The organism is Kitasatospora sp. NPDC088264 (assembly GCF_040685715.1).
Lineage (GTDB): Bacteria > Actinomycetota > Actinomycetes > Streptomycetales > Streptomycetaceae > Kitasatospora.
Genome location: NZ_JBFBIR010000110.1, coordinates 1 through 15,335, shown reverse-complemented (window position 1 = coordinate 15,335; position 15,335 = coordinate 1). Strand labels below are relative to the sequence as shown.

The window sequence follows — 15,335 nt, the reverse complement described above, 5'->3', positions numbered from 1 at the left end:
CATGGTCTGGCCGATGGTCGCGGCCGGCACCAGCAACGACGAGATCCAGTTCGCCAAGGGCATCCGCCCCGACTTCGGCGACGACCTCGACTAACGCCCCCCTTCAACTCCAGAGCGCCTGAGGAACCCCATGTCCAAGCACACCCTCTCCGTCCTGGTCGAGAACAAGCCCGGCGTGCTCGCCCGCATCGCCGCCCTGTTCTCCCGTCGGGGCTTCAACATCGACTCCCTCGCCGTCGGCCCGACCGAGCATCCGGACGTGTCCCGGATGACCATCGTGGTCAACGTCGAGGACCTCCCGCTGGAACAGGTCACCAAGCAGCTCAACAAGCTCGTGAACGTGATAAAGATCGTCGAACTCGACCAATCCGCTGCGATCCAGCGGGAACTGGTCCTGGTGAAGGTCCGCGCCGACAACGAGACCCGGTCGCAGATCGTCGAGATCGTCCAGCTGTTCCGTGCCAAGACCGTCGACGTGTCCCCGGACGCGGTGACCATCGAGGCCACCGGAAGCTCGGACAAGCTGGAGGCCATGCTCCGGATGCTGGAGCCTTACGGCATCAAGGAGTTGGTCCAGTCCGGCCTGGTCGCCATCGGGCGCGGCGCCCGTTCGATCACGGACCGCTCGTTGCGCGCCCTCGACCGCAGCGCCTGAGCACCCCCGAGACGCCGACCGTCTCACACCCTGAAGCACCGCCCCACACCCCCGCCGGTACGCCTACCGTAGAGAGCGCGTACCCGGCAACCATCACGCAAGGAGATGTGCCCCCGTGGCCGAGCTGTTCTACGAAGACGACGCCGACCTGTCCATCATCCAGGGCCGCAAGGTCGCGGTCATCGGCTACGGCAGCCAGGGCCACGCCCACGCGCTGTCCCTGCGCGACTCCGGCGCCGACGTCCGGGTCGGCCTGAAGCCGGAGTCCAAGTCCCGTGCCAAGGCGGAGGAGGCCGGCCTGCGCGTCGTCACCCCGGCCGAGGCCGCGGCCGAGGCCGACGTCATCATGATCCTGGTGCCGGACCCGATCCAGGCCGACGTCTACGAGGCCGACATCGCCCCGCACCTGAAGGCCGGCGACGCCCTGTTCTTCGGCCACGGCCTGAACATCCGCTTCGGCTTCATCAAGCCCCCGGCGGACGTCGACGTCTGCATGGTCGCCCCGAAGGGCCCGGGCCACCTGGTCCGCCGCCAGTACGAGGAGGGCCGCGGCGTCCCCGCGATCGTCGCCGTCGAGCAGGACGCCTCCGGCAAGGCCTTCGACCTGGCGCTGTCCTACGCCAAGGGCCTGGGCGCCACCAAGGCCGGCGTCATCAAGACCACCTTCACCGAGGAGACCGAGACCGACCTGTTCGGTGAGCAGGCCGTCCTCTGCGGTGGCACCGCCGCCCTGGTGAAGGCCGGTTTCGAGACCCTGGTCGAGGCCGGTTACCAGCCGGAGATCGCCTACTTCGAGTGCCTGCACGAGCTGAAGCTCATCGTCGACCTGATGTACGAGGGCGGCCTGGAGAAGATGCGCTGGTCGGTCTCCGAGACCGCCGAGTGGGGCGACTACGTCACCGGCCCGCGGATCATCACCGACGCCACCAAGGCCGAGATGCGGAAGGTCCTCGCCGAGATCCAGGACGGCACCTTCGCCAACACCTGGATCGCCGAGTACAAGGCCGGTCTGCCCAAGTACAACGAGTACAAGAAGGCCGACGAGGACCACCTGCTGGAGACCACCGGCAAGAAGCTGCGCTCGCTGATGAGCTGGGTCGACGACAAGGCCTGAACCGGCCTCGGGCTCTGCCCGATTTTGTAACTTCCTTGTACAAGTAGGCTGCTCTCGTCCGGGTGATTTCGCCGGACGGGAGCAGCCTGGTACCCAGCCCGTCGATACACTCCGAGTGCGCGTCAGGCCCACAGCGTCGTGCGTCTACCTACGCGGCATGCCACCTTCCCCCCGCCGTCCACGCCACCCACGTGCCGGGGAGAACCGCAGAGTTAAGGACACACTGTCGTGAGCACTGTGACATCCAAAACCGCCGTCGTCCTGATCGCCGAAGAGCTGTCGCCCGCCACCGTCGACGCCCTCGGCCCCGACTTCGAGATCCGCCACTGCAACGGCGCCGACCGCACCGAGCTGCTCGGCGCGATCGCCGACGTCGACGCGATCCTGATCCGCTCCGCCACCAAGGTCGACGCGGAGGCGCTGGCCGTCGCCCGCAAGCTCAAGGTGGTCGCCCGGGCCGGGGTCGGCCTGGACAACGTGGACGTCGCCGCCGCCACCAAGGCCGGCGTGATGGTCGTGAACGCGCCGACCTCCAACATCGTCACCGCCGCCGAACTCGCCTGCGGCCTGCTGATCTCCGTCGCCCGCAACATCGCGCCGGCCAACGCCGCGCTCAAGCAGGGCGAGTGGAAGCGCAACAAGTACACCGGCGTCGAGCTGAGCGAGAAGACCCTCGGCGTCGTCGGCCTCGGCCGGATCGGCGTCCTGGTCGCCCAGCGGATGTCCGCGTTCGGCATGAAGATCGTCGCGTACGACCCCTACATCCAGGCCGCCCGCGCCGCCCAGATGGGCGTCAAGCTGGTCACCCTGGAGGAGCTGCTGGAGGTCTCGGACTTCATCACCGTCCACCTCCCCAAGACCCCCGAGACCATCGGCCTGATCGGCGACGAGGCGCTGCACAAGGTCAAGCCGACCGTGCGCATCGTCAACGCCGCCCGCGGCGGCATCGTGGACGAGGAGGCGCTCGCCAACGCCCTGCGCGACGGCCGGGTGGCCGGCGCCGGCCTGGACGTGTACGCCAAGGAGCCGTGCACCGACTCCCCGCTGTTCGGCTTCGACAACGTGGTCGCCACCCCGCACCTGGGCGCCTCCACCGACGAGGCGCAGGAGAAGGCCGGCATCGCCGTCGCCAAGTCGGTGCGCCTGGCGCTGGCCGGCGAACTGGTGCCGGACGCCGTCAACGTCCAGGGCGGCGTGATCGCCGAGGACGTGCGCCCGGGCCTGCCGCTGGCCGAGAAGCTCGGCCGGATCTTCACCGCGCTGGCCGGCGAGGTCGCCGTCCGGCTCGACGTCGAGGTCCGCGGCGAGATCACCCAGCACGACGTGAAGGTGCTCGAACTGTCCGCGCTGAAGGGCGTGTTCGAGGACGTGGTGGCGGAGACGGTGTCCTACGTCAACGCCCCGCTGTTCGCCCAGGAGCGCGGCGTCGAGGTCCGCCTGACCACCTCCAGCGAGAGCGCCGAGCACCGCAACGTGATCACCGTCCGCGGCACGCTCGCGAACGGCGAGGAGATCGCCATCTCCGGCACCCTGGCCGGCCCGAAGCAGACCCAGAAGATCGTCGGCGTGGACGCCTTCGACGTGGACGTCGCGCTCACCGACCACATGGCCTTCTTCAAGTACGAGGACCGCCCCGGCGTGGTCGGCGTGCTCGGCCGCCACCTCGGCGACGCCGGCATCAACATCGCCGGCATGCAGGTCGCCCGCGACGGCGGCGGCGCGCTCGCCTCCATCACCGTGGACAGCCAGATCCCGCAGGACGTGCTGTCGGCGATCGCCGCCGAGATCGGCGCCCGCTTCGCCCGCTCGGTCGACCTGGGCGCCTGAGCCCGACGCCCCCCGGGGCCCGGACCGCCGTTCGCCGGCGGTCCGGGCCCCGCTGCGTTCCCCCGGGTGGCTCCCGTCTCAGATACTAGGAAATCCAAGTATTCGTGCAGACACGGCCCGGGCCCGGTCGTACCGTGGAAGGGCGATACGGCGTGCCGACCCTGTAGACAGGGCGTTCGGCCCGTGTCCGCGTGCGCCTTCACGGGCAGGCGATCCCTGCCCCCGCGCGTACCCCTCCCCCTCCCGCGCCCTCTTCGGGGCGCCGCTTCCAAGGAGCCCGGTATGCCCCTCACTGCCGACCGCCACGCCACCCCCACCCCCGCCGCCACCCCCGTCCGCGCCCCGCGCCGTCGCCGGGCCGCCGAACGGAACCCCTTCGCCGCCGCCGCCCTGCAGCGGGCGCTGGACCGCCGCGACAACGGCGGCTCGACCGGGCACCTCTGACGGGAACCGCCGGCGGGCGTCGTCGGCGGTCTGTCCGTCAGGTGTTGTCGGGCGGCGCCCCCGCGGCTTCGCCGGCCCGCCGCCGGCCCGGCCGTTCATCCGCCGAATAGGCCGCTCGGGCTGCCGTCAGGTCACCCGGTCGAGTGCAACCGGCGTCCGTCCGAGGGAAGTTGCTCGCGCTCGTCGGCGCGATCATCCTAATTTGGGGCCCCCGGAAGGGTGATCGACGTTCGCGCGGGCGGGCGTCAGCGACACGGTGTGCGGATCAGTCCCCCTGCCGGGGGAAGAGGGCCCAGTGCGTCTGCCATCCGTCCGCCGACCCATCACCCGGATCGGACTCACCCTGGCCCTGCTGGCCGGGAGCGCGGCGCTCGCCGCCACCCCGGCCTCCGGCGGGCCCCCGACGGAGCCGTCGAGGGCCGGCAGAACGGCCTCCGTCCTGCTCGAACTCGGCACCGAGCCGGCCGGGCCCGCCTGGCGGCGCGCCGCCGACGGGGCCCGGCGGGCCCAGCGTTCCCCGGAGGCCGCCCGCCGGGAGGCCTCGGACGCCGGCGCCGCCCAGCGGGCCAGGGCCGGCGAAGCCCTCGACCGGCTCGCCGCGGCCGTCCACCGGGCGGTGCCCACCGCCGGCGAGCTCTACCGCACCCGCACCCTGATCACCGGCCTCGCCGTCAACGCGCCCGCCGACCGGCTGCCCGCCCTGCGCGCGCTGCCCGGCGTCCGGGCCGTCCACCCGATCGTCCGCAAGCAGCGGGACAACGCCTACTCCGTTCCGCTGATCGGCGCCCCGCAGGTCTGGGCCGGTGCCACCGGCGACGGCAACACCGGCCAGGGGGTGCGGATCGGGATCATCGACAGCGGCATCGACTACACCCACGCCGACTTCGGTGGCCCCGGCACCGAGGCCGCCTTCCGCTCCGTCGAACGCGGCAAGCCCGCCCCGCCCGACCTGTTCCCCAACGCCAAGGTGATCGGCGGCAAGGACCTGGTCGGCGACGACTACGACCCCGACCCGTCCTCCCCGCACCACCAGCCCGTCCCGCACCCCAGTGACAATCCGATCGACTGCGACCGCAACGGGCACGGCACCCACGTCGCCGGCACCGCCGCCGGCTACGGCGTCACCGCCGACGGCCACCCGTACACCGGCCCCTACCGGCCCGGACTCGACCCCGCCGGGTTCAAGGTCGGCCCCGGCGCCGCCCCCGGCGCCCAGTTGTACGCGATCCGGGTCTTCGGCTGCGACGGCTCCACCGACCGGCTCGCCCAGGCCCTCGACCTCGCCGCCGACCCCAACGGCGACGGCGACCTCGGGGACCGCCTCGACGTCGTCAACCTCTCCCTCGGCAGCCGCTTCGGCAGCCCCGACGACACCGACGCCCTCGCCGTCGACCGGCTCGCCGCCCTCGGCACCGTCGTGGTCGCCGCCGCCGGCAACGACGGCGACGTCTACGGCATCGGCGGCAGCCCCGGCACCGCCGCCCGGGCCGTCACCGTCGCCGCCTCCGTCGACCAGCACAGCGACACCGACGGCCTCACCGTGCTCGCCCCCGCCGACCTGGCCGGTGTCGTCCCGGCCCACTGGAGCGAGCGCTACCAGGGCTGGTCCAGCGCCGACGTCAGCGGCCAACTCGCCCTGCCCGCCGACCAGTCCGACGGCTGCGCCGCCTACAGCGAAGCCGACCGGCAGCGGCTCGCCGGGAAGATCGCCGTCCTCACCTGGCGCACCCGCGACTCCGAACGGGCCTGCAACTCCGGCCCCCGCGCCGACCACGCCGCCGACGCCGGTGCGATCGGCGCCCTCTACGCCGCCGACACCGACCACCTCGCCGAGATCTCCGGCAACGACCGCATCCCGGCCGCCCTGCTCGCCCACGCCGACGGCGAACGGCTCCGGCAGGCCGCCGCGGCCGGGCCGGTCGAGGTCCGCCTCGCCGCCCCCGGCAACCCGCTGCACGGTTCCGTCTCCCAGAACCAGCCCGCCCGCACCGACACCCTCACCGACTTCTCCTCCCGCGGCATCGGCGTCCCCGGCATCGTCAAACCCGACCTCGCCGCCCCCGGCGAGACCATCTGGTCCGCCCTCGTCGGCAGCGGCAGCGGTGGCCAGCGCGAGGACGGCACCTCGATGGCCACCCCGCACATCACCGGCCTCGCCGCCCTCGTCCGCGCCGCCCACCGCGACTGGCCGGTCGAACAGCTCAAGGCCGCGCTCATGAACACCGCCGTCGACACCTGGCTCGGCGACGACCACGGCGGACCGGTCTACGGCCCCGAGCGCACCGGCGCCGGCCGCGCCCAGGTCGACCGGGCCGTCCACACCCCCGTCGTCGCCTACGCGGCCGGCGACGGAGCTGCCGAAGGCAGCGTCGGCGTCTCCTACGGGCCGGTCGAGATCGCCGGGCCGACCGCCCTCGGCCGCGACATCGAGGTGCGCAACCACGCGGACCGGCCGCTGAGCTACCGCACCGGCTACGCGGCCGCCACCGAACTGCCCGGCGCCACCTTCGAGGTGACGCCGGACCAGGTCGACGTCCCGGCCGGCGGCACCGCGCGGGTGCACGTCACCCTCGCCGTCCCCGGGGAACTGGGCCGGGCCCCCGACCCCACCATCGACACCGTGCAGGACGGCAAGGCCCGCAGCTACCGCGCCGAACTCTCCGGCCGCGTCCTGCTCACCCCCGTCACCGACCCGGCCCTGCCCCAGCTGCGCGTCCCCGTCCTCGCCGCCCCGCGCCCGGCCACCGACCTCACCGCCACCGCCGCCGCCCGCACCACCCGGGACGGCACCGTCCTGATGCTCGGCGGCAGCGCCGCCCCCGGCAACCGGCCCGGACTCGTCACCGCCCTCACCCTCGGCGGCGAAGGCACCCGCTGGGCCGACTGCCCGCCCGACAGCGAAGCCGCCGTCGGGCCCGGGGCCGGCATCCGGCCCGACGACGGAGCCGAGCCGGCCGACCCCCCGCAGGACGTCTGCGTCCAGCAGCCCGGCGACCGGGCCGCCAACCTGCGGGTCGTCGGTGCCGCCACCAGCTCCGACCTGCTCTACGTGGGCGCCCAGCTCTGGGCCCCGGCCGCCACCCCGGTCGGGCTCTACGGCGTCCGGGTCTCCCTGGACACCGACGGCGACGGCACCACCGACGTCATCCTCGAAGCCGACCGGCTGCGCGGCAGCGACGTCCTGGTCTCCCGCGCCCTCGACGCCCGAACCGGCGCCGAGCTCGACGTCCAGCCGCTGAACGGCCACTGGGGCGACACCGACACCGCCCTGCTGGACGGTGACGCCCTCGTCCTCCCCGTCCGGCTGAGCACGCTCCCGGGTGTCCGGGAAGGCCACAGCACCGTCCACTACGGCGTCTGGACCAGCACCGTCGCCCCCGGCACACCCGACCCGGCCGAGTCCTACTCCGCCATCGGCCTGCGCGGCACCCGCCCCGTCCTGGCCCTCGACGTCCTGCACCCCGCCGTCGACATCCGTGCCGGCCTCGGCGGCCCCGCGGCCCTCGCCACCCCGGTCCGGCCCGGCACCGTCCTCGACATCCACCGCACCCCCGGCGACACCTCCCGCCTGCTCCTGCTCCACCACCTCAACCCCGCCGCCCGCCGGAGCCAGGTGATCACCCTCCCCTGACCGCACCTGCCCGAGGGGCGGCCCGCCGACCTGGCGGGCCGCCCCCGTGCGTTGTGCCGCGCCTCGGTGACGGGGCTCCGTGGTGCCGACGGCCGTCTGCCGTGCCCGGCAGGGTGCTTCAGGCCTGGTCGCCTCAGCCCTGGTCAATGGCCTGGGCGGCCCGGGCGGCGAGCCGACGGGTGCGGCGGGGTGCGCGGGCCGGGCGGCGGGAGAAGCGGGTGAAGACGGCGACCAGGGCGAGGGCGGCGGCGGTGGCGGAGCTGACGGTGAGGCCCTCGGTGAGACCGGGCGGGCGGAAGGAGCAGGCGATGCGGTCGGCGCCGGCGCCGAGCGGGACGCCGATCATGCCCAGGACGGGCGTCGGCGGGACGTACCGGCCGCCGCCCGCCGCGCAGGTCCAGCCCTCGGCGGCCGGGACGGACAGCAGCGCGGTGCCGGTGGAGCCGGCCGGGAGGGTCGCGGCGAGGCTGTGCCCGCCGGCCGCCACGCCGGTCGCGCCGGTGGCGGTGAGACGGGCGACGGCGTCGTCCAGGGCGCCGGGCCGCAGGCAGCCGATCGGGCGGGCCGGGATCTGGCCGACCGTGTCGGAGCGCAGGGTCACCCGGACCGTCCCGTCGGCGGGGACCGGCCCTAGCCGGTGGATCGCGACGGCGGTGGTGGGCTGTTCGCCGTCGCTGCGGTAGGTGGTGCCGAGACCGCTGACCGTGCCCCGGTACCAGACGCCGTGGAAGTAGGCCGTGCCGCCGGGGGTGCAGGCCGCGGTGAGGACGGTGCCCTCGGCGCCGCCGGGCAGCGACCAGCCGCTGGTGCCGTGCAGGGTGGGCGCCGGGCCGCCGGCCGGGACGGGCAGCGGGGCCTCGTACACCCGGCTGCCGAGCAGTGACTCCTGCCGGGACCAGACCGAGGAGGTGTCCGGCCGGGCGCCGGGCGGCAGCACGGTGACCAGCGGCGGTGCGGCGGCCCGCCCGGGGGTGAAGCCGGCCGGGGGCGGCCCGTCGTCGAGGTGGGAGCGGACGGCGAACAGGGCCTGCCCGACCGGATCGGTGACGCTGGCGGTCTGCCGCCCGCCCGCCGTCCAGCCCGCGCCGAGGTCGTGCAGCAGCAGGGCGGCGACGGTCGGCAGGTAGCCGCTGAAGTAGCCGCCGCCCTGGCCGTCGAGCAGCAGCGGATCGTTGGTGGTGAAGGCGTGCGGGCCGGGGTCGCTGCGGCCCCGGGGCCACGCGGCGCCGTCGCGCACCGCCGCGTACCCGGCCCGGACGGCGCTGGCGGAGGCGGTGTCGGCCGGGGCGGCGGCGAGCGCCGCGTACCCGGACCAGACGGAGTTGCCGAGCACCGCGCCGGCCAGCACCCAGGTCGCCAGGGCGGTGGTCCGGCGGTCGGTGTGCCGGCGGTCGAGGGTCCAGAGCGCGGCGAGCAGGACGACCCCGCCGACGGCCAGCAGTGTCCAGGTGGAGGCGCGGACCGAGTGCCGGCCCGCCGCCAGCGCGGCGATCACCGCGACCACGGCGGCGCCGCCCAGCAGGGTGAGCCGGTCCGGCCGGTGCGCCAGCGACACCCAGCCGGCCAGCACCAGCAGGCCGCTGAGCGCGAACGCGACCCGGTACGGCCCGCCGGCCGGGATCGCCAGACCGTGCCAGACCACCACGGTCGGGGTCCAGACGAAGCTGAGCACCACCAGCACCAGCGCCCCGCACCAGACCGCCCGCTCCCGCACCCGCACCCGCCGGTTGAACGGCAGCCCGCACACCAGCAGCAGCCCCAGCAGGCCGATCGCGACGTCCGGCAGCGGCCGCCCGCCGTGGGTGGCGGGCAGCAACTGCGCGAGGTGCCCGCCGAGCCCGGACGGGCCGAGCGGCTGCACCGGGGACTCCGGCTGGGCGCCGTGCGCGGCCCGGACGGCGACGAACAGCACGGGCGAGGCGAGCAGGACGCCGGTGGTGGCCATGGTGAAGGCCCGCCCGGCGACCCGGACCCGGTGGCGCAACGGCCGCGGGGTGGCGAACAGGCGGACGGCCAGCAGCAGCCCGGCCATCAGGGTGGCCAGCGCGGCGGTGTACAGGTTGCCGGCCCAGGCGAGGGTGACGCACAGCGAGCCGGCCACCCAGCGCCGCTCGCGCAGGCACCAGTCGGCGGCCAGGCCGAGCAGCGGCAGCGAGACCAGGCCCCAGAGCCACATCGGCGCCGCCCCGCCGACGTCGAGCACCCAGGCGCAGAGCCCGTACCCGACGGCGGCGAGCGCCCGCAGCCAGTGCGGGCCGGCGTGCAGCCGGCCGAGCAGGTGGGCCATCAGGGCGGTGCCGAGGCCGATGGTGGCGAGGGTGACCAGGAGGAGCGCGAACCGGCCCTGGTCGCGGGGGAGGAGGGCGGTCGCCCAGGAGAACGGGTTCATCAGGTAGGCGAAGAAGTCGGCGAGGAACGGGACGCCGTAGCCGCTGTTCCAGTTGAACAGGAGGTCCCCGGCGGCCCGCCCGTGCATCAGGTCCCACAGGTGGGCGTGGTACGGCAGGGCGGCCTCGCCCGCCCCCGTCGGCCACGCCCCGCGCAGCCCTACCGCGAGCGCGTACCCGCCCGCCGCCAGCCCGGCCGCGCTCCCGCAGACCAGCACCTCCCGCCGCCGCACGCCCATTGCTGCTCGACCCCGTTTCCGCGAGGGATTGCCGGACCCCGTCACCCTAAGCGCGCTCCCCGCGCGGATCAGGCCCCCCGCGCTCCCTCGTAGGGGTGATGAGGTGGCAGCCCGGCGGATCGGCCTGCGATGGTGCCCCCGTGGGAAGGGAACCCGACCTTGCGATGCCGGGGTGGCTGCGCCCTCCGGCTACCGGCTACACCGCGGACGACCTGGATCGGCTACGGGATCTCCCGCCCCACACCGAGCTGCTCCTCGGTGGCCTGGTCTTCTCCGCCCGTCAGACGACGTTCCATGCCCGGACGTCCGGATGGTGGACGCCGGGTGTCAGCCCCTGGGACACCGGAGTAGGGTCCGAGCATGTCTCGCACGATTCGTCTCGCAGTTGTCCCGGGTGACGGCATCGGCCAGGAAGTGGTGGCCGAAGGTCTCAAGGTCCTGGGTGCCGTGCTTCCCGCCGAGGTGAAGCTGGAGACCACCGAGTACGACCTCGGCGCCCGGCGCTACCACCGGACCGGGGAGACCCTGCCGGACAGCGTGCTGGCCGAGCTGAAGTCGCACGACGCGATCCTGCTGGGCGCCATCGGCGACCCGAGCGTGCCGTCGGGCGTGCTGGAGCGGGGGCTGCTGCTGAAGCTGCGGTTCGCCTTCGACCACCACATCAACCTGCGTCCGGGCCGCCTGTTCCCCGGGGTGAAGTCCCCGCTGGCCGGCACTGAGTCCGACGGCGCGTCTCCGACACGACGAGCCATCGACTTCGTGGTGGTCCGCGAGGGCACCGAGGGCCCGTACGTCGGCAACGGCGGCTCGCTGCGCACCGGGACGCCGCAGGAGGTGGCCACCGAGGTCAGCCTGAACACCGCGTTCGGCATCGAGCGCGTGGTGCGCGACGCCTACCGCCGGGCCCAGGCGCGTCCGCGCAAGAAGCTGACGCTGGTGCACAAGAACAACGTGCTGGTGCACGCCGGGCACCTGTGGTCGCGGATCTTCGCGGAGGTCGGCCGGGAGTTCCCGGAGGTCACCACCGACTACCTGCACGTCGACGCGGCGACGATCTTCTTCGTCACCCAGCCGGAGCGTTTCGACGTCATCGTCACCGACAACCTGTTCGGCGACATCCTGACCGACCTGGCCGCCGCCGTCACCGGCGGGATCGGCCTGGCCGCGAGCGGCAACATCAACCCGGGCGGCGAGTTCCCGTCGATGTTCGAGCCGGTGCACGGTTCGGCGCCGGACATCGCGGGCCAGGGCAAGGCCGACCCGACGGCCACCGTGCTGTCGGTCGCCATGCTGCTGGAGCACCTGGGCTTCGCCGCCGAGGCCGCCCGGGTGGAGGCCGCCGTCGCGGCGGACCTGGCCGAGCGCACCGGCACCCGCAGCACCTCCGAGGTCGGCGACGCGCTGGTCACCCGAGTAGCCGGCTGACGGGCCGGATCCGCTTGACGGACTCCGGCCCACGGGCCGGGGCCGACAACGGTCGCGGCCCGGCGGGCCGCACCACATAACCGCAGCTTGCAGCTCCCCAAGGAGCGGGCAGCTGTTCGGCACGGCCCTCTGGATGCGAGTATCGACAGTGGGTCGTGCCGTTGTGCGTTCGTTCCGGTGCTGGTTGGCCGCGGCGGGCACCCGGCGGTGGCGGCCCGGACCTACCCCACGGTGAAGGAAACAGCCATGAGCACGCCCACCCAGGCGCCCATCACGTTCGACCTCAAGCCTTCCGCCCACCCGCTGCCCACCGCGGAGCGCGAGGCCCGGCTGACCAACCCCGGCTTCGGCCGGGTCTTCACCGACCACATGGTCACCATCCGCTGGACCGAGGGCGTGGGCTGGCACGACGCCCAGCTGGCGCCGTACGCGCCGCTGGAGGTCGACCCGGCGAACATGACCCTGCACTACGGCCAGTCGATCTTCGAGGGCCTCAAGGCCTACCGCCAGGCCGACGGCTCCATCGCGAGCTTCCGCCCGGAGGCCAACGCGGCCCGCTTCCAGGCCTCGGCCCGCCGGCTGGCGATGCCGGAGCTGCCGGTGGAGACCTTCGTCGAGGCCGTCGAGCTGCTGGTCCAGCAGGACCAGGCGTGGGTGCCGAACGAGCCCGAGCAGAGCCTGTACCTGCGTCCGTTCATGTTCGCCACCGAGGTCGGTCTGGGTGTCCGCCCGGCGAACTCCTACCTGTTCATGATCATCGCCTCGCCGGCCGGCGCCTACTTCCCGGGCGGCGTCAAGCCGGTCTCGGTGTGGCTGTCCAAGGAGTACGTCCGGGCCGCGCCCGGCGGCACCGGCGCCGCCAAGTGCGCCGGCAACTACGCCGCTTCGCTGATCGCCCAGGCCCAAGCCGCCGAGAAGGGCTGCGACCAGGTCGTCTGGCTCGACGCCGCCGAGCACCGGTGGATCGAGGAGATGGGCGGCATGAACCTGTACTTCGTCTTCGGCGAGGGCAAGGACGCGAAGATCGTCACCCCCGAGCTGTCCGGCGCCCTGCTGCCCGGCATCACCCGCGACTCGCTGCTCCAGCTCGCCACCGACCTCGGCTACGCCGTCGAGGAGCGGAGGATCTCCACCGACGAGTGGCAGCAGGCCAACGCGGACGGCACCCTCACCGAGGTGTTCGCCTGCGGCACCGCCGCCGTCATCACCCCGGTCGGCTCGGTCAAGTCGGCCGCCGCCGACTGGACGGTCGGCACCGGCGAGCCCGGCCCGACCACGATGGAGCTGCGCCGGGCCCTGCTGGCCATCCAGGGCGGCCAGACCCCCGACACCCACGGCTGGCTGCACAAGATCGTCTGAGGCGGCACCCGCTCCGGCCTGGCCCGTTTCGCATCGCGAGACGGGCGGGCCGGATGCCGGGACGTGTGCCAGACTGCGAACGTGTCCTCGCTGTCGCTGATTATTAACAGCAGGCGCGCCGGTCCGCAGTGACCGCTCCCGCAGGACCCGATGCGGAGCGACCACCAGCGTCCAGACCCGCGCGCAGACCTCTCGCACCCGCGAGGGGTTTTTTCGTTTTTCGGGCATCGCCCCGATCAACACAGCCTCCGGACCGGCCGGGAGCCCCCACAAGGGGCTCGGGGACACCGGAGCCGCGCGCGGGATGCTGGACAGTGGAGCCGGGACTCGCAATCCGGCAGAGCAGTACGAACCTCCCCGAACGGAGAACCAGGGGTCATGACCGAGGTCAGCCGTACCGACGACAGTTTCCACGTGTTCGACACCACCCTGCGCGACGGCGCGCAGCGGGAGGGCATCAACCTGACGGTGGCGGACAAGCTGGCCATCGCGCGGTACCTGGACGAGTTCGGGGTGGGCTTCATCGAGGGCGGCTGGCCGGGGGCCAACCCGCGCGACACCGAGTTCTTCGCCCGGGCCGCCGCCGAACTGGACCTCCGGCACGCCCGGCTGGTCGCCTTCGGCGCCACCCGCCGGGCCGGCGGCAAGGCCGCGGAGGACCCGCAGCTGGCCGCGCTGGTCGCCTCGGGCGCCCCGGTCGTCACCCTCGTCGCCAAGGCGCACGACCGGCACGTGGAGCTGGCGCTGCGCACCACCCTGGACGAGAACCTGGAGATGGTCCGGGACAGCGTCGAGTTCCTGCGCGCGCAGGGGCGGCGGGTGTTCATCGACTGCGAGCACTTCTTCGACGGCTACCGGGCGAACCGCGAGTACGCGCTGGCCGTGGTCCGCACCGCGCACCAGGCAGGGGCGGACGTGGTGGTGCTGTGCGACACCAACGGCGGGATGCTGCCGGCCGGCGTGCGGGAGACCGTCGCCGACGTCCTCGCCGTCACCGGCGCCCGGTTGGGCATCCACGCCCAGGACGACACCGGCTGTGCGGTGGCCAACACGCTGGCCGCGGTGGACGCCGGCGCCACCCACGTCCAGTGCACCGCCAACGGCTACGGCGAGCGGGTCGGCAACGCCAACCTGTTCCCGGTGGTCGGCGCGCTGGAGATCAAGTACGACCGGCGGGTGCTCCCCGAGGGCCGGCTCGCCGAGATGACCAGGCTGTCGCACGCGATCGCCGAGGTGGTCAACCTGACCCCCTCCACCCACCAGCCGTACGTCGGCTACTCGGCCTTCGCGCACAAGGCGGGCCTGCACGCCTCCGCGATCAAGGTCGACCCGGACCTGTACCAGCACATCGACCCGGAGCGGGTCGGCAACACCATGCGGATGCTGGTCTCCGACATGGCGGGCCGCGCCTCGGTCGAGCTCAAGGGCAAGGAGCTCGGCTACGACCTGTCCACCGACCGGGACCTGGCCGGCCGGGTGGTGGCCAAGGTGAAGGAGCAGGAGAACCTCGGCTACACCTACGAGTCCGCCGACGCCTCCTTCGAGCTGCTGCTGCGCGACGAGGTGCGCGGCGGCCGGGACCGCTTCTACACCCTGGAGTCCTGGCGGACCATCAGCGAGCAGGGCCCGAACGGGTTCACCGGCAACGAGGCGACGGTGAAGCTGTGGGCGAAGGGGGAGCGCCGGATCGCCACCGGCGAGGGCAACGGCCCGGTGAACGCGCTGGACCAGGCGCTGCGCACCGCGCTGGAGGGGATCTACCCGCCGCTGGCCCGGTTCGAGCTGGTGGACTACAAGGTCCGCATCCTGGAGGGCCAGCACGGCACCGGCTCCAAGACCCGGGTGCTGATCGAGTCCACCGACGGCACGTCCACCTGGTCGACCGTCGGGGTGGCCGACAACGTGGTGGCCGCCTCCTGGCTGGCGCTGGAGGACGCCTACACCTACGGGCTGATCCGGGCCGGCCTGGAGCCCACCGAGTAGCTCACCGGGCAGCCCGCCGGGCGACCCGCTGCGGCCGTGGCCCACGGACCTCCGAACGAAGGTCCGTGGGCCGCGGCCGTGTCCGTCATCGGAGTCGGGCGAGGAGGGCGTGCTCGACGAGGGTGATGAGGGCGCTCTTGGCGCTGTCGCGGCGGCGGGCGTCGAGCGTGATGACGGGGGTCTCGGCGCTGAGCTGGAGCGCTTCGCGGACCTCGTCGGCGGTGTGGGGCTGGTGTCCGTCGAAGCCGTTGAGGGCGACGACGAAGGGGAG

At 73.7% G+C, this 15,335-nt stretch carries 9 protein-coding genes and 2 pseudogenes; 9 read left to right on the top strand and 2 right to left on the bottom strand.

Translation table 11 applies throughout. The features are described 5' to 3' along the window. Positions 1–130 precede the first annotated feature (130 nt). The 5 genes from ilvN (at position 131) to AB0O82_RS37845 (ending at position 7,671) form a co-directional block, all read left to right on the top strand. Positions 131–655 (top strand): acetolactate synthase small subunit, encoded by a 525-nt coding sequence (ilvN, locus tag AB0O82_RS37865; RefSeq protein WP_030302941.1) that lies wholly within the window; start codon positions 131–133, stop codon positions 653–655. Positions 656–770: 115 nt separating this feature from the next. Beyond that, on the top strand, positions 771–1,769 hold the full coding sequence (gene ilvC, locus AB0O82_RS37860) for a ketol-acid reductoisomerase (protein ID WP_063347727.1): 999 nt from the start codon (positions 771–773) through the stop codon (positions 1,767–1,769). Positions 1,770–2,006: 237 nt separating this feature from the next. Continuing rightward, on the top strand, positions 2,007–3,596 hold the full coding sequence (gene serA, locus AB0O82_RS37855; protein WP_363378782.1) for a phosphoglycerate dehydrogenase: 1,590 nt from the start codon (positions 2,007–2,009) through the stop codon (positions 3,594–3,596). Positions 3,597–3,878: 282 nt separating this feature from the next. After that, complete coding sequence (locus AB0O82_RS37850) at positions 3,879–4,040, top strand: hypothetical protein (protein ID WP_350887612.1); 162 nt, start codon at positions 3,879–3,881, stop codon at positions 4,038–4,040. Between the two features lie 295 nt (positions 4,041–4,335). After that, entirely contained in the window at positions 4,336–7,671 is a 3,336-nt protein-coding gene (locus AB0O82_RS37845) for a S8 family serine peptidase (protein WP_363589466.1), read from the top strand. Positions 7,672–7,804: 133 nt separating this feature from the next. Here the strand turns inward: AB0O82_RS37845 and AB0O82_RS37840 are convergent, their stop codons facing one another. Beyond that, positions 7,805–10,297, bottom strand: a complete 2,493-nt coding sequence (locus AB0O82_RS37840) for a YfhO family protein (RefSeq protein ID WP_363589464.1) — start codon at positions 10,295–10,297, stop codon at positions 7,805–7,807. 164 nt (positions 10,298–10,461) lie between these two features. Here AB0O82_RS37840 and AB0O82_RS37835 point away from each other — a divergent pair. The 4 genes and pseudogenes from AB0O82_RS37835 to cimA form a co-directional block, all read left to right on the top strand. Further along, a pseudogene (locus AB0O82_RS37835) lies at positions 10,462–10,599 on the top strand (Uma2 family endonuclease); the annotation flags it as partial. A gap of 58 nt (positions 10,600–10,657) precedes the next feature. After that, positions 10,658–11,722 carry a 3-isopropylmalate dehydrogenase gene (locus AB0O82_RS37830; protein ID WP_363589462.1) on the top strand — a complete coding sequence of 355 codons (1,065 nt, stop codon included), beginning with the start codon at positions 10,658–10,660 and terminating at the stop codon, positions 11,720–11,722. 246 nt (positions 11,723–11,968) lie between these two features. Next, positions 11,969–13,081 carry a branched-chain amino acid aminotransferase gene (locus tag AB0O82_RS37825; protein ID WP_363589460.1) on the top strand — a complete coding sequence of 371 codons (1,113 nt, stop codon included), beginning with the start codon at positions 11,969–11,971 and terminating at the stop codon, positions 13,079–13,081. Positions 13,082–13,459: 378 nt separating this feature from the next. Then, positions 13,460–15,064: a citramalate synthase gene (gene cimA, locus AB0O82_RS37820; RefSeq protein WP_363589458.1), complete on the top strand. Its 1,605-nt coding sequence runs from the start codon at positions 13,460–13,462 to the stop codon at positions 15,062–15,064. 85 nt (positions 15,065–15,149) lie between these two features. On the opposite strand, the pseudogene AB0O82_RS37815 reads toward cimA, so the two are convergent. Then, positions 15,150–15,335 (bottom strand): annotated as a pseudogene (locus AB0O82_RS37815) (ATP-binding protein); the annotation flags it as partial.